The organism is Cryobacterium flavum, from assembly GCF_900103805.1.
Lineage (GTDB): Bacteria > Actinomycetota > Actinomycetes > Actinomycetales > Microbacteriaceae > Cryobacterium > Cryobacterium flavum.
The window spans coordinates 31626-55226 of sequence record NZ_FNIB01000017.1 but is presented as its reverse complement, the minus strand read 5'-3'; the positions used below and the strand labels follow the sequence as shown (position 1 = coordinate 55226).

At 61.9% G+C, this 23601-nt stretch carries 20 protein-coding genes and 2 pseudogenes; 6 read left to right on the top strand and 16 right to left on the bottom strand.

What is annotated here, in order from left to right; genetic code table 11:
• Nucleotides 1-101: 101 nt before the first annotated feature.
• Together istA and BLS91_RS21320 are read left to right on the top strand one after the other, a co-directional pair.
• Complete coding sequence (gene istA / locus BLS91_RS17480; RefSeq protein WP_092342057.1) at nucleotides 102-1658, top strand: IS21 family transposase; 1557 nt, start codon at nucleotides 102-104, stop codon at nucleotides 1656-1658.
• Nucleotides 1655-2375 (top strand): annotated as a pseudogene (locus BLS91_RS21320) (ATP-binding protein). Before istA ends, BLS91_RS21320 begins: the two are co-directional and overlap by 4 nt.
• Before the next feature lie 113 nt (nucleotides 2376-2488).
• Here BLS91_RS21320 and BLS91_RS17470 read toward each other — a convergent pair.
• The 9 genes and pseudogenes from BLS91_RS17470 to BLS91_RS17430 all read right to left on the bottom strand — a co-directional run.
• Nucleotides 2489-3145 (bottom strand): annotated as a pseudogene (locus tag BLS91_RS17470) (transposase); the annotation flags it as partial.
• 204 nt (nucleotides 3146-3349) lie between these two features.
• Entirely contained in the window at nucleotides 3350-5554 is a 2205-nt protein-coding gene (locus tag BLS91_RS17465) for a glycosyltransferase (RefSeq protein WP_092342055.1), read from the bottom strand.
• 70 nt (nucleotides 5555-5624) lie between these two features.
• The gene (locus tag BLS91_RS17460) at nucleotides 5625-5993 is read right to left on the bottom strand and encodes a DUF2304 domain-containing protein (protein ID WP_092342053.1); all 369 of its coding nucleotides are present in this window, start codon (nucleotides 5991-5993) and stop codon (nucleotides 5625-5627) included.
• Entirely contained in the window at nucleotides 5990-6724 is a 735-nt protein-coding gene (locus BLS91_RS17455) for a glycosyltransferase family 2 protein (protein ID WP_092342051.1), read from the bottom strand. The genes BLS91_RS17460 and BLS91_RS17455 overlap by 4 nt, the downstream gene beginning before the upstream one ends.
• Before the next feature lie 66 nt (nucleotides 6725-6790).
• Nucleotides 6791-7855 (bottom strand): MATE family efflux transporter, encoded by a 1065-nt coding sequence (locus tag BLS91_RS17450; protein WP_134505157.1) that lies wholly within the window; start codon nucleotides 7853-7855, stop codon nucleotides 6791-6793.
• Between the two features lie 252 nt (nucleotides 7856-8107).
• Entirely contained in the window at nucleotides 8108-9184 is a 1077-nt protein-coding gene (locus tag BLS91_RS17445; protein WP_092342047.1) for a UDP-N-acetylglucosamine 2-epimerase, read from the bottom strand.
• Nucleotides 9184-10263 carry a glycosyltransferase family 2 protein gene (locus tag BLS91_RS17440; protein WP_241983009.1) on the bottom strand — a complete coding sequence of 360 codons (1080 nt, stop codon included), beginning with the start codon at nucleotides 10261-10263 and terminating at the stop codon, nucleotides 9184-9186. Before BLS91_RS17440 ends, BLS91_RS17445 begins: the two co-directional genes overlap by 1 nt.
• A gap of 182 nt (nucleotides 10264-10445) precedes the next feature.
• The gene (locus BLS91_RS17435) at nucleotides 10446-11411 is read right to left on the bottom strand and encodes a Gfo/Idh/MocA family protein (RefSeq protein WP_092342045.1); all 966 of its coding nucleotides are present in this window, start codon (nucleotides 11409-11411) and stop codon (nucleotides 10446-10448) included.
• Nucleotides 11412-11414: 3 nt separating this feature from the next.
• Complete coding sequence (locus tag BLS91_RS17430) at nucleotides 11415-12515, bottom strand: DegT/DnrJ/EryC1/StrS family aminotransferase (RefSeq protein ID WP_092342043.1); 1101 nt, start codon at nucleotides 12513-12515, stop codon at nucleotides 11415-11417.
• 118 nt (nucleotides 12516-12633) lie between these two features.
• Between BLS91_RS17430 and BLS91_RS17425 the strand changes: the two genes are divergently transcribed.
• The gene (locus BLS91_RS17425; protein WP_092342041.1) at nucleotides 12634-13326 is read left to right on the top strand and encodes an acyl-ACP--UDP-N-acetylglucosamine O-acyltransferase family protein; all 693 of its coding nucleotides are present in this window, start codon (nucleotides 12634-12636) and stop codon (nucleotides 13324-13326) included.
• Nucleotides 13327-13365: 39 nt separating this feature from the next.
• Entirely contained in the window at nucleotides 13366-14358 is a 993-nt protein-coding gene (locus BLS91_RS17420) for a glycosyltransferase family 2 protein (protein WP_092342039.1), read from the top strand.
• A gap of 38 nt (nucleotides 14359-14396) precedes the next feature.
• Here BLS91_RS17420 and BLS91_RS17415 read toward each other — a convergent pair whose 3' ends face one another.
• Nucleotides 14397-14798 carry a type II toxin-antitoxin system VapC family toxin gene (locus BLS91_RS17415; protein WP_092342037.1) on the bottom strand — a complete coding sequence of 134 codons (402 nt, stop codon included), beginning with the start codon at nucleotides 14796-14798 and terminating at the stop codon, nucleotides 14397-14399.
• The gene (locus BLS91_RS17410; RefSeq protein ID WP_092342035.1) at nucleotides 14795-15046 is read right to left on the bottom strand and encodes a type II toxin-antitoxin system Phd/YefM family antitoxin; all 252 of its coding nucleotides are present in this window, start codon (nucleotides 15044-15046) and stop codon (nucleotides 14795-14797) included. Before BLS91_RS17410 ends, BLS91_RS17415 begins: the two co-directional genes overlap by 4 nt.
• A 148-nt stretch (nucleotides 15047-15194) precedes the next feature.
• Between BLS91_RS17410 and BLS91_RS17405 the strand changes: the two genes are divergently transcribed.
• Together BLS91_RS17405 and BLS91_RS17400 are read left to right on the top strand one after the other, a co-directional pair.
• Nucleotides 15195-15608 carry a hypothetical protein gene (locus BLS91_RS17405; RefSeq protein ID WP_092342021.1) on the top strand — a complete coding sequence of 138 codons (414 nt, stop codon included), beginning with the start codon at nucleotides 15195-15197 and terminating at the stop codon, nucleotides 15606-15608.
• Between the two features lie 12 nt (nucleotides 15609-15620).
• Nucleotides 15621-16871, top strand: a complete 1251-nt coding sequence (locus BLS91_RS17400) for a DUF222 domain-containing protein (RefSeq protein ID WP_092342020.1) — start codon at nucleotides 15621-15623, stop codon at nucleotides 16869-16871.
• 117 nt (nucleotides 16872-16988) lie between these two features.
• Here the strand turns inward: BLS91_RS17400 and BLS91_RS17395 are convergent, their stop codons facing one another.
• From BLS91_RS17395 to BLS91_RS17375, 5 genes are all read right to left on the bottom strand, one after another.
• Nucleotides 16989-18272 (bottom strand): O-antigen ligase family protein, encoded by a 1284-nt coding sequence (locus BLS91_RS17395; RefSeq protein WP_092342019.1) that lies wholly within the window; start codon nucleotides 18270-18272, stop codon nucleotides 16989-16991.
• A gap of 22 nt (nucleotides 18273-18294) precedes the next feature.
• Entirely contained in the window at nucleotides 18295-19716 is a 1422-nt protein-coding gene (locus tag BLS91_RS17390) for an O-antigen ligase family protein (protein ID WP_092342018.1), read from the bottom strand.
• 154 nt (nucleotides 19717-19870) lie between these two features.
• Nucleotides 19871-20308, bottom strand: a complete 438-nt coding sequence (locus BLS91_RS17385; protein WP_092342017.1) for an SRPBCC family protein — start codon at nucleotides 20306-20308, stop codon at nucleotides 19871-19873.
• Nucleotides 20309-20419: 111 nt separating this feature from the next.
• Nucleotides 20420-21886, bottom strand: a complete 1467-nt coding sequence (locus BLS91_RS17380) for a phytoene desaturase family protein (protein ID WP_092342016.1) — start codon at nucleotides 21884-21886, stop codon at nucleotides 20420-20422.
• 435 nt (nucleotides 21887-22321) lie between these two features.
• Nucleotides 22322-23500: an acyl-CoA dehydrogenase family protein gene (locus tag BLS91_RS17375; protein ID WP_092342015.1), complete on the bottom strand. Its 1179-nt coding sequence runs from the start codon at nucleotides 23498-23500 to the stop codon at nucleotides 22322-22324.
• Nucleotides 23501-23601 lie beyond the last annotated feature (101 nt).

Here is a 23601-nt window from a genome sequence, read left to right as displayed (position 1 = left end):
TCGTGATGCTCGCTGTTCAGCACCACTCCCGGCATGGTCGAGCACCACCTGAAAGGCTCCTTCCACCATGTGATGGCCACGTGGTGGAAGGAGTACCGGTAATGGTACGGAAGATCAAAGCGAAGCTGGTGTTGCAGCTACGTAATCAAAGTTTGTCGCGACGAGCGATTGAGTCTGCTCACGGGATATCCCGGCACAGCATTCAAGCGGTCCTTGATGCGGAGGACCGGCTGGGTCTCGGTTGGAACGATGTCGCGGAGATGTCCGAGGCGGAGGTCTATGCGGCGTTGTTTCCTGGCCGCGGGGTCCGGGAGAGTGTCTTTGTGCAGCCGGACTGGCCGCGGGTGCACACCGAGCTGGCCCGTGTGGGAGTGACGTTGAAGCTCTTGCACCAAGAGTATGTCGACGCGTCTTCTCGTGCCGGGCAGGCCGTGATGAGTTACGACCGGTTCTGCCGGCTCTATGGCGACTACGCCGCCGTGACTGGCGCGTCGTCCCGCGTTGGCCACAAGGCCGGCCGCAGCATCGAAGTCGACTGGTCGGGGCCCACGATGCAGCTGTTGGATCCGACCACGGGCGAGATCTCGAAGGTGTATTTGTTCGTCGCGTGTCTGCCGTTCAGCCGGTATGCGTTCGTGGAAGCCACGTTGGATATGCGGCAGGAGTCGTGGCTGCGCGCCCACACGGCGATGTTCGCTTTCTTTGGCGGGAGCGTGCCGCGTCTGGTGCCGGACAACTTGAAGACCGGGGTGATTTCCCACCCGCGCGAGGGCGAGATTGTTCTCAACGACGCCTACCGCGAGATGGCAGCGCACTATTCGGCAGCGGTGTTGCCGGGCCGCGTCCGGGCGCCTAAAGACAAGGCCAGCGTCGAGAACACCGTTTCCCATGTCGCGACCTGGGTCATCGCTGGCCTCAGGCACGAGCAGTTCACGTCCCTGCCGCAGTTGCGGATTCGGATCGCTGAGCAGATCGATGCTTATAACCGGCATTCGTTTCAGAAACGCGACGGGTCTCGGCTGAGCGTGTTCACCGCGGAGGAGAAGCCGCTGATGCAGCCGCTGCCAGCGGCCTCGTTCGAGATCAGCACGTGGTCCTACAAACGCAAGGTGAATAAGAACGCTCACCTGGTCTGGGCGAAGAACTTCTACTCCGTCCCCTTCGGCCACATCGGCGGCTCCGTGGACCTTCGCGTCACGGACACGATGCTGGAGGTCTATCGGAACTACGAGCGTCTCACTAGTCATCTGCTGCTGCCGGCCATCACGACGAATCAGTATCAGACCAACGATGCTGACCTGCCCGAGGGGCGCAGTTGGCAGGCCTGGGACCGGGTCCGGATCGACGACTGGGCCGCCCGGATGGGCCCGGCCACGGTGACGGTGATCGGCAAGATCTTCGAAGCCGCCTCGATCGAGGAGGCCGGCTACGACCCAGCGTTGGCGGTGCTGCGCCTGTCGCGCCGGTTCTCCCCGACCCGAGTGGAGGCGGCCTGCGAGCTGGCGTTGCGGGGGCCGATCCGCTCCCCGCGGTATGCGCACCTGCGGCCGATCCTCGACACCGGGCAAGACAAAACGGGGAACGTCCCCGATCGGTCTGAGGCTGACGACGGCGGATATGTCCGCGGCAGCGCCTATTACGCCGGCGGCACCGGATGAGTCGGCTGGACGGGGAGACCAAACGCAAGTTGCGCGAGATGAACGCCGGCGAGCTCCTGGAAGCGATCGACAGCCAGGACGAAACCCTCAGCATCGGCATGCCGTTCGAAGAGCGAGTGCGGCTGGTCGTCGACGACGCCTATTCCACCTTCACGCACTCCAAAGTCGAGGGTCTGATCCGGCGGGCGGGGCTGCGTTACCCGAACGCTGACCTGCGCCGCATCGATCTGCTCGACGAACGCAGCCTCAACCGCCAGCTACTGACCCAGCTCGGCACATGCTCCTTCGTGGCCCGACAGCAGAACGTCGTCTTCCAAGGATTCACCGGGTCGGGAAAGTCGTATCTGGGCTGCGCAATCGCTAAACGCGCCTGCGAGCATCGCATCCGCGCCCACTATGTCCGCATGCCCGACCTCGAAGAAGCCTGGGTCGCCGCGCAAGACAGCCCCGGCGGGTCCGGCAAGTTCCTCCGCAAATACGCCGCGTTCACGTTGCTCGTTGTTGACGAGTGGTTGCTGGACCGGCCGACGGAATCAATGCGCGGCATGTGGAATCAATGCGGTGTTCTGCACGCAGTATTCGCAGAAGGACTGGCACCAGCGCCTCGGCTCCGGCGTTCACGCGGACGCGATCATGGACCGGATCATCCACAACACGGTCTGGGTCGAGACCGGAACCTACAACATGAGGGAACACACCGCGCTGACCAGCGTCTAATCCAGTACGGAGGGCGTCAGTGGTTCCCAACCACACCACCACTGGCGCTCTCCCGCACGATCGGTGGTGCTGAACCGCACGATTGGGTGGTGCTCAAAGCCTCAAATACTCAGTTTGATCACTCCGGTCTTCAAATTGTCGGGCACGATCCGGGGAACCGTTCCGTCGAACCACTCGAACTTCGCGACGTTGGCCAGCAGCCAGGTGTCTTGCCGCATATCCAACGCCGGCTCGACGAACGCATACCGGGAAAACGGCAGGCACGCGACGAACAAATACACCCGCGACGTCTCTCCCGTGACCGGGTCGGTGAGATGCATCGTCGGTCCTGACCAGTCGACCTCGACCGTCCGCCCGGCCTTATGACCCACCCGGGACGCCGCCCCCGTGATCAGCGTATGCGTCGCATACGCCTTGCAGAATCGGTCGTAACCCATCGCCGGCTGCTCTTTCACCGCGCACCCGTCGACGTACTCGCTATGGAGCAATTTCAGCGTCACTCCGACCTTGGCGAGCTCCTTATGCACCGCGTCCCAATCCGGCTGCACGAACACACTTTCGTGCTCGCCGCGCCCCGGGAACAGCAACGAATACACCTCCGCATCGCTGCGATTCACGTGAACGTCACGGTCGATGCCCGCTTTGTCGGCGGCGTCGAACACCGCCAGCACACTCTTGCGCGACATGCCCTGCGACAAGGCGATCGCGCGCCCCGTCATGCCGTCAGCGCGGAGTTCCAGCACCCGCTTGGCTTGAATCCTTCGTACCATTATTGATTACTCCTTCTGCCGCGTGCCTATAAACGCGGCAGAAGGAGCTAAACAGATGGCCCCGAACGGAAATATTCGGTGGCCCCGAAACGCGCTACTCGCCACATCACCCCGTGGCCCCGAACGTCAATAACACTGGCCCCCACGAGCGCAAATACTCAGCCGAACTCTGCTCGCACTGCTCGTTGATTGAAACGTACCGGATCAACGCCGTAGCGAATCTTCCTGGTTGTCGGCGCGCGGCGCGCAACTCTCCTCATGGTATTCGTCCTTATGCAAAGCGAGTCGCATTATTCCTCCGAGATGGCGCGCGCTGCTGGATCGAAACAAGGGAAGGCGTGCCTTCTTGGTCGCACTCGCCTCGTTTTGATCCTCAACAGTGAGCCCTTGTTGTTCCGCAGCTAACACAAGTTCATGGATCCATAACTGGCCCGCTTCCCTCGATAAGCCAGCGAACGAGCGGCACCAGTCACCGTCAACCAAGAGCGTACGATGCCTGCCTGCGCCGCGAGATTTCACTAGCGCCTCGAACATGAACGTGGAAACACGAGATTGAGGGGAAACTTGCCGACTCGCGGGGGTAGGCGGATCCGTGTTGGCGCCGGCATTCAAAATGAAAACGGTGCTCTTAAGGTCAAAGTCTTCGTATGCGTCGGGGAGTTCTATCGGGAGAGCATTACCGACGAGCAACATCCTGCGGCCAGAGCTCAGCAGCACCCCGGTTCGAAGTGCGTTTCCCAACCCCGGTCGTGATTTCACGAGCACTATTCTGCAGGAGCGCGGCCAATCCTGCGACAACTGTTGCAGCTGTTCCGGAGTTGAATCGGCCGAGCTGGTATCGACAACTATGATTTGGTCCTGCGACGCCAGCTGGTCGCCAAGGCTTCGAACGGTGGCGACGACCGAATTTGTATCATCCACTAGGGGCACGATGGCGCTTGTCTCAACGTCCGCTATGGCGAGGCTCATTACTGTGGACTTCCTGTCTTGCAACCTTCGCCGTTCCTTGGCACGCACTCGGGATGGCAGCGTAGTCAGCGACCAGACAAGAACTCCGAGGGAGACGGCGGCCAATAGTCCCAGGACGGCGGACAATTCCGAGTAGTAGTACAGCATGGGCATCACCATGATCGGAGGCACCAGACCGAGAGCAAGAGTCGGCGCGCTGATTGCGGCGACGATACCGAGCGGTTGTCTCAGTCGTCCGATTCGAACAAATCCAATTGCGAATCCCGCAACGATGAAGGCGACCATGGCTCCAAAATGCTCAAGGAGATAAATTGCCTTGAGGACGTAGAGCTTGAGCGCCCCCACCGGGTCTGATGAGATCTTCTCGAGGTACAAGCCCTGCAAGACTTCGTCGTATTCAACACTTGCAACCAGCACCTCTGGATCAACTTCGCGGGCCTGTGCCCAGCCAAATTCATCGGACCAGATGACGCCAAATCGGGACTCCCCACCCGTTATCGGTTGCGGGTACGATAGCCCCAAATATAGGGAGTGCCACGCGGTGTGGGCGTCGGGGATCTCTTCGATCGATTGGCCCGTCGTCTCGACTCTGTCCGTGTTGACCATGGACATTACGCCACTTTGAATTGTCATCGCGAGAACAATGGCTGCGAAGCTTGCCAGGGCTGCGGCGGCCCAACGCCACCTTCCACGCACGTGCAGCCACCAGAGGATGCCGACCGTTGCAGCGACGCCCATCCCGGACAGGGATCGCGAAAGGTTTCCGAATCCTGCGATTACACCAATGATCAGCGTCGCGGTAATCAGCACGCTGGTCCGGAGCCTGTAGGTGCTTAAAAGAAGAATAAGCGAGATAGAGAAGAAGGCTAGCGAGGCGGCGATGCCATATAAAGCGTAGACCCGAAGCGTGCTCACTGAATCAGCCAAACCGTATTCGGTTCCCACGAGTACAGTGCCGTAATTCAACAGCCACACCACGGCCGGAAGGAGGATAAGGGCATAACCTGCCCGAGCACTCCTGAGCGTACGTGCGACGGCCAAGGGGAGCCACAGTAAGGGAATCGCGACCAAGAAGGCCTGTGCCAAAGCTAGCCCTGGGTATGGGGAATCGGAATTGGTGACCTGGCTCATCAGGCTCGCGATGAGATAGGAGCCCGGGTCATCATCCCAGGTCGCTGACGTAAGTGGGCCGGTTGCGGGAGCCTGGACACCATAGGAGCCGGAGCCAGTGGGTTTGATCAGCAGGGTGCCTGTGTCTTGATAGGCCTCATAGGTTGCCCTCAGCTCAGCATCCCGCGCTGGGTGCCAGGCGAGTTCGCCCATGTTTACAACGGCAGCAAACGATATCGCGCTCAATACGAAGCCCACAATAAGCAGGAGTAGGCTGGTGGATCGGGGCCAAAGTCGGTTTGAAGACTGTAGCGACTCTGGTTTAGTCATTGGTCCATTCGTTCTCTGTGGAAATAGGCACCGAGGGTCACGCGAAATATCGACAGAGGACGCGCCCGCGCTACTCCGGTTGGTTGCTTTCGGACGAGCGAAGTGTGCGTATCTCGAGTTCCATGATGGCAACGCGCTCGGCGAGCGTGCGTGTCTTGCTTTCGAGCTGAGTCAGCTCAGAACTGTACTGCAGGCTGACGAAAAACAGTACGGCAATGCTGGCAAAGAAAACTAAATTGATAGGGATTTCAACGCCGATCAAGGACGCAGACCATCTGAGGGTTTCAGGAAATATGCCGGCGATCAAGGCGAACAGTCCCGCGATGAGCCACCAAATTGCGTGACGTTCTCGCAAATGTCGTCGTCTCAACAACTCAATGACGACAAAGATCACGAGAAGCGCCGAGACTATTCCAAATATATATGTCGATAAGCTCATGGTCGGTTTCTCAATTGGTACATAGATGAGGGACGAACTAGTGCGAAAACCAGGGCGAGTGTGGCACGTCCAAGATAGCTGGCAGCCCGGAGGGGGTTGTGGGACGGGATACCGCCGGCGCGTGGGCGCATGGCCACTGGTACCTGACGTATCGTAAGGCCAGCCCTTGCCGCGATGACCAGTGTCTCAATAGTGTCTCCGAGATACTCTGCGGGATAGTGCTCCGCGAACAATCCGACCGCTCTGGGACCAGAGGCTCGGAATCCTGAAGTTGTGTCAGTCAGGGGTGTACCTGAGACCCGACTCAATATCGCCGCCAACACGACCATCGCCCATTGGCGTGGACCTCGCACAGAATAGTCACCCTCGCCCGCGAAGCGTGCGCCCAGCACGAGGTCGGCGCCTTGGAGAGCCGCCAGAAGGCTTCTGATACCGTCGGGGTCGTGCTGGCCATCAGAGTCGATCTGCACGACATTGAGAAAGCCATTTTCGAGTGCGTATCGAAATCCAACCCGCATAGCACCGCCGACACCCAGGTTAAACGGAAGCGTGGCGACACGAGCACCCGCGGTGCGTGCGGCGTTACTAGTTCCGTCGAGTGAACCGTCATCGACGACGAGCACGGTGACCCCGGGTGCCTTGGCGAACACTTCAAGTACGACATCTGCTACCGAGGCTTCTTCGTTAAAGGCAGGCATGACTATGAGAGTCTGCGCGAAGGCGAATTGCATTCGTTCATTCTAGCAAGGCAGCTATGGGTGATCGGGGCCGCGAAAGGTTCGGTCCGGTCGCTGTCGTCACCGTATTGGTGGGTTTTTTTCCAGTGCCCGCGCAACGGCAGCGCTCTCAGCCGACCTGGCCGTGAGGATGTGAATCGTAAACAACACCGCCAACGTCGCTGTGCCGACCAACCCGTTGAAGAACATCATCGCGAACACATCGGGAAGGAGTACCGATGCCCCGATCCACTGGGTGGCCGCTACGAGGAGGAGCACGACCAAACCGGATTTCGATGCGGCGGCGGTAATGCGCATAAGCAGAGCAAGGCTCATTGCCCATGGCAGCCACATGAGTGCCATTCCTGGAAGGTAAGTGACGGAAAGGTCGTACTCGGCGCCGAAAAGAACCGAGACCAGAAAATCACCCGCAAGGAGTACGAGAATGAACATCGTGACTCCGCTGAGGAAGGTGATACCTAGCGTGGCGTTTACGCCAAATTTGGTCATCTTGGCGTCATCGCGCCGGTTGACGAATTTGGGAAGGAGGTACAAGGATAGCGTCGCCGGCAAGATCAGCGTGGTTTTTACGAGAACGGCCGCTGCCGCGAACGACCCTGCTACCAATTCTGACGTCCCCGACCTCACGAGGATGACGTCAACGTTGGTGAGCCAGGCGAAGGTGATGGTGAGCATCAGCACAATAGAACTGTTCACGGAAAAGGGCTTGCGAGTTTTCGGAATGAAGAGGCTTTTAGCCTGGAAGGTCGAGCCGACTGTTCCGAGAACAACTGTCACTAAGTAGACGACCAAAATACCGGTAGCGCCGTAGCCGAGAGCTAGAGCTCCGGCGGCGAGGAGGAGCTGCGTCATTTGAGCGCTGGTGGACCACCACACCACTGATCGTGAATCCCCCTTACCCTGCAATAGTCCCTGTGCGCGGGCAAAAAGAAAATATGGCACGACAATCGCTGCCGTGAGGATGAGGGTGGTGAGGTTGGTCTCCAGAGATGACGCAAGAACGGGGGACACCAGCAGGATCCCGATGGTGCAGATTCCACCGAGCACTAAGGCCTCGATCATGGAAGTATCGATGAGCCTCCGTTGAGAAGCAAAGGTCGGCGGGGAAAGCAACGTTTCAGCCATGATTACTGCGACCGAATTGCGGAGTGCAGCGCTACCGACGGCGACTACATTTATTATGGCCAAGAAGGACGCAAGCAAACCGAATCCTTGGGGACCCAAACCGCGGCTGGCGACGATTTGAATTCCTGCTGAGGCGAGGATCCCGAGGACGCTAACGACCGCAATCACCAGGAATGGTCGGCCATGCTGGGACAGTAGCGCGCTAGATCGCTTCACGGTCGATGCTCTTCGAGAGGGGAGATACGAACGTGACTACGCGCCACGAGCGATTCCTTGAGCAAGAAGGTCGCCCACGATGATGTCTGACGGAGAGAACTCCGGACGGGAGGATGAACGGCGATATTCTTCGAAATTGAGCAGAAATGCCGAGAGAGCCCCGATGTCCCATTTCGACAGGGAAATATTCTCGCCCAGTCCCTCTCTTTGCTCCGTAGCCATTCTGTGAATCAGGGTCGGGGTTCCTAATAGGGCGGCCTCGGCTTGGATGCCTCCGGAATCGGTAACAATGAATTGAGAATTCTTGAGTAAGGAAATGAAATCCTCGTGCTTGAGTTTTTCTTGGATCCGAATCATGTCAGAATTGGCCGCTGGGAGGGTGTCGGAGAGAGTCTCTTTGGCGTACTCGTCCACAAAAAAGTGCAGTGGAAATGGCGTCTCGGCTGCGAGGGTTTCTAACGTCGACGCGACGAGTTCCTTATTTGCTAAGAACTCATAGCGATGGAGGAGTACGACTCCATACTTCTCAAATGCGGTCTCGTGCGATTCAGTCTGGTCTAGAACCGCGTCGATAGCCGTGTTGCCATGTGTCCAGATGACGTTTGGCCGAGAACGGAGATTGTTTGTCGCCTCCTCCGAAGGTGTGTAGTGGATTGCTGCCAGTTTTCCGACTATTCTGCGGTCGAGCTCCTCCGGGAATGGATGCCGCCAGTTTCCTGAGCGAAGTCCGGCCTCGACGTGCGCACACCGAAGTCCCAGCCTCTTGGCGATCAAGGCGCCGACGACGCTTGTCATTGTGTCGCCGTGCACAACCACGATGGAATTCTTGGGAAGTTCTTTGCGCAGACTCCTGGAACGCTTAAGGCTCCACATAACGATGGAAACAAGCCAGAAGGCGGCGTCCAGCGCGCTGCGCAGCGGCTCGCCATTCTTGCCGTTGGCAATTATTTCGTCTGGCTCATGGAAGCCCAGGCTGGGGAGAATTTTTCGCAGAGCAACAGTGTGCTGAAGAGTCAACCATATTTGATACGGAATGTTTTGCGCATCGAGGCGGCGGACTATCGGCGCGATCTTGATCGCTTCTGCAGTCGTACCGAGAATAAAGACAATCATTATTGGGCCGTTTCTATGTGACGCGTGCTATTTCGGAACGAGCGGCGATGGACGAAGAGACCTCGAGTTAGGCCCGCCCAGAAGGTCACACCAAACGGTAAAACGAAAGTGAGGTAGGACAGCTGAGCTCTTATGGGACACCCTCGCCGCGCCGCGATGAGAAGGGGAACCAGCAGGCCCAGAACGCCACCGCCTAGTAGGCCCCATACTGCTGGCCAAGCGCTCATCGCAATGGTTGTTGCCAGCAGAGCCAAGAGCACTGGGGGCAGGATCGATAGCGCCACGAGCACGAGATTGCGTACGCGGCTGGTTCCGGCATAACTATCTACGAAGAGTGTGCCTCGAGACCAGCTGTGGGCAAGAAATTGCTTGACGGTGGTACGAGGCCGGTAGATTGCGGAAAAGTCTGGATCCAGTCGAATTGGAGTCTGCGCTGCAATAAAACGGAGCAACTTCGTGTCATCTGAGGTCAGATGTGCGTTCTCTACTGGCCAGGCTTCGAGACAGGCGCGAGCAAAAAGTTCCTTCTCAAGAAAAAGAAAGCCGGTGCCCTTCGGGACGTGGTCGAAGTTCTCCAAGGTGATCATGGTGACGCGTGGTCGTTTGAGATAGCTGCCCCAGAACGTATAAGTCGGAACTTCCCAGAATCGTCCGACCAACGGGGCCGATGGGTCTGTCGCAACATGACCGTTCCATACCCGATCGGTCGCACCGGCCTTAAATGCAGCGTCCAGGTGGAGAAGAGAATTCACGTCGACGAGCAGGCGGGAGTCCATGATCAGCACTAATTCGTGGCGCGCGGCCTGGATCCCCTCCCACCGTGCAAAAAACCGGCCCTGATTGTCTTGCGTCACGATTCGAAGAGAATAAGGAACCAGAGAAGATTCGAGTCCAGACAATGTCGCGGTCGTTTCATCCGTGGAACCGTCATCGACAACGATTATTTCTGCGATCCAGCTTGTCTTGGATAGAGCGTTAACGAGTGACTTCAGCGTAGAAGGTAACCACACCGCCGAATTGTATGACGGAATAACGATGGAAACGCGTAGTTGACTCTCCGCGCTTTGTCCAGAAATCAAGAACTGCTCCTACTTCGCAATGGCATGTCTGTCGATAAGGGCGCTCAGCTGAGCAAGGTGCATCCGCTTCTCACGACCGCTGCGCCCATGCCTAGCGCCACAATGTCACTTTGACTCGCGACCACCTGGCGAACGCAGAAGGTAAGTCTAGCCGTCACGGGCTTGGCTCCACCATGAGCTCGCTACGTGGTCACCGGCCGTTTTGCGATTACCTCGGCGATGACTCGGTGTGACGGAAGGATGGAGGCTCGCTCAGCTGCGGAGTCCGCTTTGCCGTCGAGGAGGTCGACGAAGTGATCAAACTGCGCCGTGAGCGGTTCTTGGCTGGTCAGGAGCTCCGGAATCTCAATAACTGTCTGCTGTTTGTAACCACGGCCTTCGCCATCAGCCGAATTCTCCGAAATGTGGTGGTAAATAGTGACGTCCCTGCGCAGCAGGTCCAACTCGATCAATCGATCATTTTCGTAGACCGACAGCTGACGGATCTTGCGTTGGCCCACTCTGCTGGCTGAAACTTGCGCAATGGCACCCCCTTGGAATTCCAGAAGCGTTTCCACGACGTCTTCGGCACCGGCAACGGAACTGGGATGAAAGAACCCGAGCCGGGCATCCACTTGTGTCGGCGCCGAGCCCATGAGTGTGACAGCAAGGTCAATATCGTGCACGAGCAAGTCCCACGCCACACCGGTTTTGATGCGGTCCGCGTACGGGGAGTGACGCGCTGCGGTGATGTGGAAAGGCGATTCGATGAGCGGGCGCACCGTGACGATCGCCGGATTGAAGCGTTCCAGTAGCCCGCACATAAACGGTAGATCAAGCGCATCCGCAGCGGCCAGAATTTCTTCTGTACGCAGCAGGCTATCCGCAACGGGCTTCTCAACCAGAAGTGGCGTCTGCTCGGAGAGTATCCGCATCGCCAAGGGATAATGTGCTTCCGTCGCTGCTGCAACGACGACGGCATCGACGTTCGCGAGAGAAGGAAGTTCCGGCACCCAGGTGGCGCCAAATTTCGCGGCGACTGCGCGACCGACGGACTCGCGTGGGTCCACCAAAAACGCCAGTTCTGCGCGGGCCGACTGGCTGATGACACGAGCGTGATGGCTTCCCATCACTCCCGCGCCGACCAAGGCGATTTGAGCTACAGCCATTGTTTAAGCCCTCGCTAACGTGGTGACCGTATCAATGATGCGTTGAAGATCATCGTCGGAGAGAGCGGTATGAACCGGGAGAGAAAGAACCTGCTGAGCGACACGGGCTGCCACTGGAGTGTCGCTCAAGATCACACGTGGGTGATCGCGATAAGCATCATAGTCCCCGATGAGCTTGGGGTAGTAAATGCCTGCGCCGACGCCCGCCTCCTGCAATTTGGCGACGAATTCATCCCGGCTGAGCGCGGACGCCTCCGTGACGCGAATCGTGTACTGGTGCCAGACATGCGTGCGCTCAGGCATCTGGTGCGGCACAACAATCCCTGCAACGGTGCTCAGTCCAGTCGTGAGCCGCGCCGCATTGTGCCTCCGGCGTTCCAGAGTCGCGGGGTAGCGATCGAGTTGCGGAAGCACCACGGCAGCTTGGAGGTCGGTCAGGCGGTAGTTGTGTCCGGCGATTTCATAGACATATCGCTCCCGCATACCTTGATTGCGCAACACGCGAAGTCGGTCCGCGGTCAGATCATCGTTGGTTGTAATCATCCCACCTTCGCCGGTCGTGAGATTCTTGGTGGCATAGAAAGAGAACGTTCCGATGTCGTACGAACCGGCCGCTGCGCCTTGGTAGGTCGCGAGGTGAGACTGTGCCGAATCCTCAAGGATCCGCAGACCTCGAGACGTGGCCATCGCAGAGATCGCGCCCATGTCGGCCATCTGCCCGTACAGGTGAACAGGGGCCAGGACCTTCGTTTTGGGTGTAATGCGATCGGCAATGGAGGCGGGGTCGAGGTTGAAGTCATCCTCGTTGATGTCGGCGAAGGTGGCTGTAGCACCAGACTCCAAAATTGCGTTGACCGTCGCCACAAAAGTGAAGGGTGTGGTCATAACTTCGTCCCCGGCACGCAGGTCCATGACCTCAAGACCCGCCACCAAGGCCGTCGTTCCATTATTGACGGCTATTGCGTGCTTGACCCCGCACATCTGGGCGAACCGATCTTCAAACTTCTTGACCATCGGGCCTTGGGCGATTGAACCCGATCGAAGGACTTGTAGGACAAGTTCTTCCTCTTCGCTACCAAAACGTACCGATGTGATGGGAATCATGAAACCTCGCGGAGCGTATATATAGGGGTGGGGGCGCACAGAAGATGCTCTTGTAACCTACCGTAGATACGGGGGCCGTTCTGGGGTGCACCCCGCCAAACGAGCATCAGAGGTCCGCATGACGAATTCGATTCATCCCACTGCCATAATCTCCGGCGACGTGAAGCTCGGAGTGGGAAATACTGTTGGTGCATTTGTTGTCATCAGTGGTCCTGTATCGATTGGCGATAATAATTGGATAGGCACCGGGACCATGATCGGCCCGCCTCCCGAGGTTCGTTCATTTGCCCACCCGATCGCTTTGGCAGATGCGACGGGAAACGGGGTTGCCATTGGAAGCAGAAACGTTATTCGTGAAGGCGTCCAGATCCACCAGGGTTGGAAGGCACAGACGAGACTCGGTGACGATTCATTCGTCATGAACCAGGCCTACATCGCCCATGACTGCGTACTCGGTGATGGCGTGACTCTTGCCTCTAGTGTGCTTTTGGCTGGGCACGTCAAACTTGGCTCGGGGGCAAATCTCGGGCTCGGTACCGTTGTGCACCAGCGCGTGCAGATTGGTGCAGGTTCAATGGTGGGCATGGGATCTGTTGTTACCCATGATGTGCCGCCTTTCGCAAAGGCCTACGGGAGTCCGGCTCGTGTTCATGGGGCAAATATCGTGGCGATGGAACGTCAGGGGGTGTCCCGCGGGTCTATCGACCAGGTTGAAGGAGTCTATTCGGGCCAATCAGAACCCTGGGACTTCGCAGGGGTCGAACTCAACACTGAACTGTCCGTGATCTTTAGTACGTGGCAAGACCGGTAATCCTGGTTCACTGCCTTATATGAAGGACATGAACAACCGATGACTCTGAACATTTCCGTCGCGTTGTGCACCTACAACGGTGCCGCCTATATCGAAGAGCAGCTGCTCAGCATTTTGGGGCAGTGTCTGCGTCCGGACGAGATCGTGGTGTCCGACGACGGGTCGACGGACGGAACGCTGACCTTTCTGGAGCGAGTTTTGGCGGCCTGGCGGGCAGAGGATGCGGCACATGTTGTCGAACTTGTGGTCCTACGGAACGCTACCGCTCTCGGTGTGACCGCGAACTTCGAGCAGGCGGTCGCGGCCTGTACGGGCGACCTCATCGCGCTCTGCGATCAGGACGACGTTTGGTGGCCTGAGCGTCTAGAACGTATGGTGGCCGAGTTCACGCGTCGACCTGCGCTGCTGATGATGCACGCCGACGCGCGGCTGGTCGATGCTGCCGGCGCCCCCCTCGGCTTCACTCTGTTGCAAACTTTGGGCGTGTCCACTGCCGACCGGGCAGCCGTGCACGCGGGGCATGCCATCGACGCGTATCTGCGCCGCAACATCGTGACCGGCGCAACGATGATGGTTCGGCGCGAGCTCGTCGAACAGGCACTACCGTTTCCTGCGGCGTGGGTACATGACGAATGGATGGCCATGGTCGCCGCCGCGACCGGCCTCGTCGACCTCCTCGAAGATCAGCTCACCGACTATCGGCAGCACGGCGGCAATCAAATCGGTGTGACGAGCCTCGATGCCTCCGGCAAGCTCGGTCGGCTGCGGGCACCGCGCACAGCACGGAACGCGCGGCTATTGGCGCGAGCCGCAGCGCTGCAGGAACGGGCCTCGGGGTTTGAGCCGGCGGCATCGGCTTCGGTGTTGGCGCTGATCGATGCGAAGCTGGCGCACGAAGCGCGGCGGAGCGCGCTGCCGGCGGCGCGCCTATTACGTGTCGGGCCGATTGTGCGCGGCTGGCGCGCGGGGGACTACTGCCGGTTCGGGCTGGGTCTGCAGGACGTGCTACGCGACTTGGTGCAGCCGGTCTGACCTGAGCACCGTCAGCATGCACCTCGCTCGCTGAGAAGCTAGGCCCGTCCCGGGGTGCGTACGAGCAGCCCGACGGCCTCGGCTGCCTCCTGTTGGCGAGCATCGTACGTGATGAACTCGTTGGCTCCTGCATGGAGCGCTGCGGTGATGTGGAGAGCGTCCAGGCTGCGCAAGCTGGCGCTACTCAGGAGTCCGGCTTCCCGGAAGACGCTGCGGTCCATGTCCATCACGGCCAATCGTGAGAGCACGTCGGTGACGGCGGTCTGTGGTATTCCTGTTCGCGTAGCCATGCGCCGCAATTCGGTTTCCAGGAGAAAAGCCGAGACCAGATCGGCATCGCCGCCGGCGACCCTGGCGTCGAGGTACGCCCGGAGCGCGGAAGTCTCCGCTTCGTCAGCGAGGAGCTTTGCGACGGCTGAGGTGTCCAGGTAGGTGATCAACGCTCAGCGCGCAGCTCGTCTAAGGCGGACTCGGTGCTCACGCTAGCAGGGAAGAGCGGCAGTTTGGAGAACCCTCCGCGGAGCAGGGGCGGTCGGTGTTGAATGCTGCCGAGCGGTGCTGCGGGCGGCGGGGACAGCACGGCGACGACCTCGCCGTGATTGGTGACTTGGAGCGTCTCGCCATCTCGCACGGCGCGGAGCACCTCGGCACTGTTGTTGCGCAGATCGCGATGAGCGATTGTTCTCATGCCGCTAATGTAGCAGCCGTAGCAGTTGGGCGCCTAGGGGCGGTACGTGCCATTGGGAACCGCTCCTCCACAGATTCCAGTTCGATTTGTTATCCACAGATATTGAGGATAATTCGCGGTTTAGGTATGTTGCTGGGAGAATTGAGGTATGCACAACCTCGCTGATGAGCTTCGCCGGGCGGCCGATCGGGTCGCTTCTCTGGGCGATTGCAGCGCGGCATTCGACGCCCTGCCAGAGGTTGAGGTGCTGGCCGGCCAGCACTCGTTAGCCGAGGCTCGGCACCTGCTCGATGTATTCGCGGTATGGATGGCCGGCACCGTCGCCCGCCGGTCGCGGCCGGAGCTGGGCCGGGCGGGTTTGGCGGCACGGCAGGGGTTCGCCACACCGGAGGCGATGATTCAGCACGTGAACGGTTCCAGCCGCGGGGAGGCGGTGAAGCTGGTCACGTCGGGCATCTTGATAGGCGAAACGGATGCTGCAGAAAAGCTGGCGGCCGACCAAGCGGAGAAGCGAGCAGCGGAGTTACTGCTGAACCCTCCGAACAACTTTGACCTCGCCTAAGGGGAATCTGAGATGGTGGAGGTGCCGTGGCAGGCGCCGATCGTGCACGCCGTCGGAAATCTCACGGTCGACCAGGCTGACGCCCTGCGACGCGGCCTCGGCGAGATCGACCTGGCCGTGTCGGCCCAGATTCTTCGCGACGCGCTCACGGCACTGGTGCTGGAGGTCACTGGGCTTAATGTCGAGCTGGTGTACCGCCGGGCTCGCCGCTTACGGGACCAGCTGGACGAAGCCGGCATTCGCGCCAGAGAAAAGCAGGCCCGCGACGACACCAAGTTCAAACTCTTTCGCCGCCAAGACGGCATGGTCGTGCTCAGCGGGCTGCTCGCACCGGAGCAGGGCGAGTACTGGCTCAGCGCTTACGACTGCCTCACCAGCCCTCGCCGCCGCGGTGGCGTGCGCTTCGTCGACCCCGAGCAGGAAGCCTGGGCCGAACGGGTACGCAATGACCCGCGCACCGTGGATCAGATCGCCGCCGACTGCTTCACCGCGCTACTCAAGACCGGCACCGATGCAGATCCCACCAGAATGTATGGCGGACGCCAGCCGGCCGTGCGGATCGTCGTTACCCAGGCCGATCTTCAGCGAGCCGGACTCGTGCCAGCAGACACCGCTGAAACCCGGAACGAGGTCACCGGCAAGCCTCAGGCCGCGCAGAGTGGGTCTCAGCACGCTGAGGCCGCAGCCGGCCCGACGAGTGGCAACGGCGCGCAATCGCCTCCACCCGTTTCGACGCCGCCTGCGTCAGCGCCATTCGGCAAGGCAGGAGCCGGGAAGGAGCCGACTGCCCAGGTCGGCCATGGGTTTCTCGAGGGCAACCCCGCCCCGATCTCCCTCGAAACAGTGCAGCAGATTATCTGCAACACCGGCCAGTTGCGGCTGCTGATAGACGAGGCGGGGCATCCGCTGAAATTGGGCCGGACCGCACGCACCTTCAGTGAGGCGCAACGCGTGGCCATGGGCGTGCGCGACGGCGGCTGCATGTTTCCGGAGTGCGACATGCCACCCTCCCGAACGGAGGCGCACCACGCCGACCAATGGGCGCGTGACAAGGGCGCGACCGACATTGAACGTGGACTGTTGTTCTGCGGTCCCTGCCACCGCCGACTTCACCAGGAAGGCTGGCGAGTGATTGGCGAGCCTGGCCAGTTCTGGCTGCAACCACCCGCGACGATCGACCCGACGCAAACGCTCATTCCGCTCGCCAGCAAAAGCCCGCTCGTGCTCGAACTCAAACGGCAACGGGATGCCGAAGCCAGCTGACGCTCTCTTGGGCAGGCACAGGATAGGATCACACCGTTTGCGGTTTGGCGGTCACGGTGGGCTCGACCATCGGCATGGGGAGTTTCGAATCGGCCAGAGTCGTGCCGTGGGCAACCGCTACGGCGCGTCGGGGTGCTGCTTGTGAGGCAGTGCGCTGCGCCAGCTCAGGCCCTGCGCGGCCTTGACCGCACAGATCACGAGCAGCAGCCAGCCGAACTCGAACAGAATGGTGCTCTCGGCCGCGCTCGTCACGAGCAGGGTCACCAGAATGAGCGGAGCCCAGACATACGCCAGCGAGCGCTTGTTCGAAGCGAGCAGCCAGGAGCGCACGAAAGCCAGCAGCACCAGGGCGAGAAACGCCAGAAAGCCGATCAGTCCCACCTGAAAGTACACGTCGAGGTAGGCGTTCAGGCCGGTCACGTGCACGCGCCCGGTGGTGAATTCCAGCCAGCCATACGGCGTCACGTCTTGCGGCCAGAATCCGCCCCAGCCCCAGCCCTCGAGCGGATGCAGCTCCACCAGCCGCCACATCTCGGTCCAGAGTGAGTAGCGGGCTTCGAACTCGCTGCCGGCGTTGAGGGCGCTGATGATGGCGGCGCGGCCGAGCCAGGCCGCGCCGGCGGCCACGAGAGCCGCGCTCAGGAGGCCGAGCTGCAGCATCCACCTGCCGTCAACGGCAGTGCGGCGCAGCCGGTAGAGGGCGAGCGCGGCGACGGTCACGCAGAGTGCGACGACCACGATGACGGGGGAGCGGGTGAGCACGAGGCAGATGCCGGCCAGCCACATGGAGCCGATGCCGAGCCCGCGCGGAATGGAGCGGGCGCGCAGCTCCACGTAGAAGGTGACCGCGGCGATGAGGGCGATGAGGCCGAAGACGTTGCGGCTTCCGAAGATGCCCTGGATGGGGCCGAGCCGGTCGATGTCGCCGACGACGCCGAGAAAGGCGATCGGCAGGTCGAGCAGCAGGCCTGAGAGCACCTCGAGCACGATGGAGAGCCCGAGCAGCACGCGCAGCACATCGCCGGTGGCGCGCACGACTTGGAAGGTGTCGCGCACGAGGGCCACGTAGATCGCGAGGAACCCCACGGTGACCTGGTAGCTGACGCCGATGATGGTGTCGGAGACGTAGCCGCTCCACAGGCCGGAGAGCGCGCACCAGGCCACGAACACGATGATCGAGATGGGGAGCAGGCCGTGCCACTCCACGATGGGGCGGCGGGCTACGAGCGAGAAGATGGCGAGCACGACGAGGCCGCCGAGAATGCCGATGAGGCCGGCCCAGCCCATGACGCTGCGCAGCAGGTGGGTGCTGAACGCGGTGGCCAGAATGATGAGCGTGAGCGAAGCCGCGAATTTCGGCGACGCGAGTACGCGACGCAGGGCTTCGGGCAGGGTGGGCATCCTCTAATTTACCGCGCCGAGGTCAGGGCATTGGTCGTGGCGCGTGCTGCTGTCGTTTGGTGACGACGGCGAGCACGATGAGTATCACCCAGCCGCTCTCGATCAGCATCCGGCTTTCGGCGATGCTCTGCGCGATCAGCGCGGCGAGCAGCAGCAGCGGAAGCAGGGCGCTGGCGGCGAACGGTTCGGTGTCTTTCACGCCGAGCCGAGGCCGGTCGACGGCCAGAAACCAGGCCCGCCACAGGGTGGAGAAGACCAGGGCGGCGAACAGAATCACGCCGATGATGCCGAGCTGCAGCCATACGTCGAGCCAGGCGTTGTGCGCCTGCAGGTAGGTGACGCCCTTGCGCACGGCGAGGTCGTTGAACGGTTCCACCCACGGCACCCAGTAGCTCACCCAGCCCCAGCCGAACACCGGACGTTCCAGGGCGAGGTGAGTGACGCTGCCCCAGATGTCGAAGCGGCCGGTGAGGTCGTCGCTGCGGCCGAGCACGCCGAACAGCTGCCCGGAGAACAGCGCGAGCGCCGCTGCCACCGCCAGAACGGATGCCGCCGCCACGACATACAGCGGCCGGCGGTGCTGGTCGTGCACTCTGCGCGCCCAGAGGGCGAAGAGCAGGGCGGCGACGACCGCGACGAGCGACACGGTGACCGTGGCGGAGCGGGTGAGCAGCAGCATCCCGATGGCCAGCGCCAGCCAGACCAGGCCGGCGTTGCGCTTGACGGTGTGGGCTCGTAGCTGAACGGCGAAGACGATAATGGCGGTGAGTGCGATAAATCCGAGCAGGTTGCGGTTGGCGACGATGCCCTCGATGGGGCCGCCGGCTAGCAGCAGGCCGCGGCTCCAGTAAAAGGCGTTCGGTACGTCATTCGTGCCGTAGTCGACGAAGAACGGCAGCACTTCATGTTGTACGACGACGGCCACGAACAGCTCGAACACGAGGCTGAGTGCGAGCACCCAGCGCAGGGCGCCCCCCAGGGTGCGCAGCAGCTCCGGCCAGGTGAGGGTGACGGCCAGGAACAGCGCGGCGAGGGTGGTGATGAGCTGCAGGGCCACACCCAGAGCGGATGCCCCCGGGTAATACGACCACGCGATGGACAGGGTCGCCAGTAGCAGGAACGCGGTGATGGTCTTGGGAAACTTGCGCCAGTTCAGGGCGGGGGCGAGGGCGGCCTGGTAGGTGTTTCCGCGGGCGATGTCGCGGTCGGTGGGGGTGTCGTTTGCGGCGTTGCCTGCGTTGACGAGTTTTCGGGCGGCGGCGCGGTTGCGGGCGTTGGTGCGCTGGGTGCTGAGGCCGATCACGCTGCCGACCACCACGATGAGGGCGATGGCGCCGAAGCCCCACCAGCCGCCGAGGTTGCGCCAGAACTGGCCGGCCAGAACGGTGAACCAGACGAAGGTCGCGAAGAGTCGAATGACGAGGCGACTCTGCACGGCGGACATGGCTTCAGATTACCGGTGTTGTTGTATCGGCAGGCGCGACACCGATGCGCCAGGTCACGCGAGAGCGCAGAAAGTGCCCGATTGAGCCCTCCAATCGGGCACTTTTTGCGCTCTCGCAGAACGAGGAGGGACGAGGCGGGACGAGGGGACGCGGCTACTCGGCGTGGCCCTCGGATAGGTAGGCGAGGCGGCGCAGGGTCTCGGTGTTGCGGTAACCGATGGCCAGATTGCTCAGCGAGGTGGGAACCAGGCGGGCCGGGCCAGCGACGACGTCTTCGGTGATGCGCACGCGGCATCCGCTGTCGTGATTTTGGATGTCGATCGACACGTGCGCCTCACCCATTGGCCAGCCGCGGGCCTTGAGCATGACATGGCGGGGCGCGTTCCACTCGAGCACGGAGGTGGTGTCGTCGATGAGGGCGGGCCAGACTCCGACCGAGTGGTGGATGCGACTGCCGACCGCGGGCCAGCTCGCGTCGACGTCGCGCATGCGGCTCGCGCCGACGACCCAGGTGGGGTAGAGCCATCCGTTTTCGAGCACCGCGAAGACCTGCTCGGGGGTGCAGCTGAATTTTCGGTAGTTCACGGCCATCGGGGCTCCTTCGGGTGGTTGCGGCGAGCGGATGCTGCCAAGCGATTCGCGAGAGCGGGTGAAGTGTTGCTTCGGAGCGGCCGAAGTAACACTTCACCCGCTCTCGCGGACCTATTGGGCGGGGGGAGCGAGGTCGGGGGGCGTGAGGATGTTGTATTCGTGGGCCAGGGCGCTCAGAGCAGCTCGGTAGCCGCACATTCCGTGCACGCCGGGGCCGGGCGCGGTCGACGATGAGCACAGGTAGACGCCGTCGAGCGGGGTGCGCCACGGGTCGGGCGAGAGCACGGGACGGCGCACGAGTTGGGCCAGGCTGATGGCTCCGGCCGCGATGTCGCCGCCGATGTGATTGGGATTGTGGTTCTGCATCTGCGCGGCGGTTTGGCTGGCCGTGGTGAGAATGGTGTCGCGAAAGCCCGGGGCGAAGCGTTCGATCTGGCGGGTGATCTGCTCGGTCTGGTCGCGGGTGGAGCCCGCCGGCACGTGCGTGTAGGCCCAGAGCACGTGCTTGCCCTCCGGGGCGCGGCTGGGGTCGATGATGCTCGGCTGGCTCGCGAGCACGTAGGGGGAGTCGGAGTGCTGCCCGCGGGCGACGGCGTTTTCGGCGCGGGCCTGGTCGGCGCGGGTTCCGCCCACGTGTAGTGTCGGCGCTCGCCGCAGGTCGTCGGCGCTCCACGGCACCGGTTCATTCAGGGCGAAATCCACCTTGGCGACGGCGTTGCCATAACGAAACCGGCTGAGGGTCGTGGTGTACCGGTCGGGCAGGGCCCCGGCGGCCAGCTCGACGAGCGCCCGGGGCGTCACGTCGAGCAGCACGATTCGGGCCGGTGGCAGGTCTGTGAGCTTGTGGATGTCAGCATCCGTTATTATTTCGCCGCCGTGCGCGAGCAGGTCGTCGGCGAGGGCCTGAACGATGGCGCCGCTTCCGCCGGTGGGGATGGGCCAGCCCCCGGCGTGCGCGTGTGCGGCGAGAACGAGGCCGGCGCCGGCGGTTGACGGGCTCGGCAGCCGCCCGATCGAGTGGGCGAACGTTCCGGTGAGCAGCGCCGGGGCGGTGTCGCCGGTGAAGCGCCAGTTCCAGGCAGGGCCGCCCTGCTCAAGGGTGCGCAGCCCGAACCGGGCCAGCGTGAGCGGATGCCGCGGCACCCGCAGCAGCGAGTCCCCGGTGAGTTCGGCGACTTCTGAGATGTTATCGACGAGGGGATTCAGCAGCTGAAGCCAGGCCGGGCCGTCGCGGCCGAGGCCGGCCGCGGTGCGCTCGATGTCATGCCAGGCCACGCCGGCGCGGCCGCCGGGCAGCGGATGCCCGTAGGAGATCTCGGGCACAGTGAGTTCGATGCGGTCTTTGAGACCGAACTTCTGAAAGAACTCGGAGGCCAGCGCGAGTGGGTGCACGGCGCTGCCCACGTCGTGGTGGAACCCGGGCAGGGTGAGCTCGGCGGTTGCCGCCCCGCCGCCGATCTGCGCGTTGCGCTCGTAGACGCGCACCCTGAGGCCGGCGCGGGCGAGGGTGACGGCGGCGGCGAGGCCGTTCGGGCCGGATCCGACGACGATCGCGTCAAGCCCCTGGTCGGTCGTCACGCGCGGCCGTGCTCGTCAAGTCTCATTCCGACACCGTAGCCCGGGGGTGTGGTTGTCGCACAGTACACGGCCGGTTTTGGGGGCGGGTGCCTAAGAATCTGCAGCCCTACTCGAGGCGGTGTTCACAACTGCGGAGATGTTCCCGCGAATGCGTGAAATCCGGCTATGACGACCCGGTTCGTGCGAAATCTCCGCAGTTATGAACGGCACTCCGGGTAGAGATCGCGGGAGCGGGGTCGCAGGCCATCCGTTTGGGTACGTAACGCCGGGAATCTGCGACACGCCGCGCCAAACGGATCGCGGCAGAGCGTGCGGCCGGGGTCGTTCTTTCTGGGGGCACCCCGTCTGGGGCTGCCGTTACAGCACATGCCGCCGGTACATTTACACATCGACGTGTGGCCCGCCCCCGGGCCACACGTCACCCGCGCCGAAAGCTCAGACGAAGGCGGCCTGGCCGGTGATGGTGCGGCCCACGATGAGGGTGTTCATCTCTTGGGTGCCCTCGTAGGAGTAGATGGCCTCGGCGTCGGCGAAGTGCCGGGCCACGTTGTACTCGAGGGTGACGCCGTTGCCGCCGAACAGCTCGCGGCACCAGGCCACACTTTCGCGCATGCGGCTGGTCGTGTAGGCCTTGGTGAGTGCGGAGTGCTCGTCGCGCTGCACGCCCTCGTCTTGCAGCTGCGACACCCGCACGACCATGCCGAGGCTCGCGGTGATGTTGCCGAGGCTTTTGACCAGCAGGTCCTGCACGAGCTGGTGCCCGCCGATCGGCTTGCCGAACTGTTCGCGCTCGTGCGCGTAGGCGACGGCGGCGTCGTAAGCACCGATGGCGTTGCCGACGGCCGCCCAGGAGACCTCGGCGCGCGTGGCCCGCAACACCTTGGCGGTGTCCTTGAACGAGTTGGCATTCTGCAGGCGCAGGCGCTCGGGAACCACCACGTCGGTCAGGGTGATGTCCGCGTTCTGCACCGCGCGCAGGCTGATCTTGCCCTCGATCTTGGTGGCCGCATAGCCGGCGGTATCGGTGGGAACGATGAACCCCAACACCTGGTTGTCGGCGGTGTCCTTGGCCCAGATGATTGTTATGTCGCTGAACGTGGCGTTGCCGATCCAGCGCTTGGCGCCGTTCAGGGTCCAGTTGTCGCCGCTGCGAGTGGCCGTGGTGCGCAGGCCCCGTGCGCTGTCCGAACCGCTGAGCGGCTCGGTCAGCCCGAACGCTCCAACGATGTCGCCCGAGGCCAGCTGCGGAATCCACTCGGCCCGCTGCTCGTCCGACCCGCAGGCTTCGAGCGACCCGGCCGCCAGGCCGTTCTGCACGCCGACAAAGGTGGCGACGGATGCATCCACTCGCGCCAGTTCCAGCGCCACGAATCCCCGAAACACCGCCGAATTCGCAAACGGCTTCGTTGACTCCCAGCCGAAGGAGTACATGCCGAGCTCAGCGAGCGGCTTGATGATCTGGGTGGGGAATTCGGCGCGGTCCCAGCATCCGTTTGCGATCGGCCGTACCTCTTTTTCGAGGTAGGCGCGCAGTTTGACGATGGCCGTCTGTTCGGGCTCGGTGAGAAGGTTTTCGTAGCCGAAGAAGTCGCTGCCGAGTAGCTCAAAGGTCATGGATGCTCCGTTGCAAGATGGGCGGTCGACGCGCGACCGGTGCGGTTTGGTCAGCCTAGGGTCGTTGGCTGAATGCTCGAAGTCGGTTGGTAGTTTGGTCT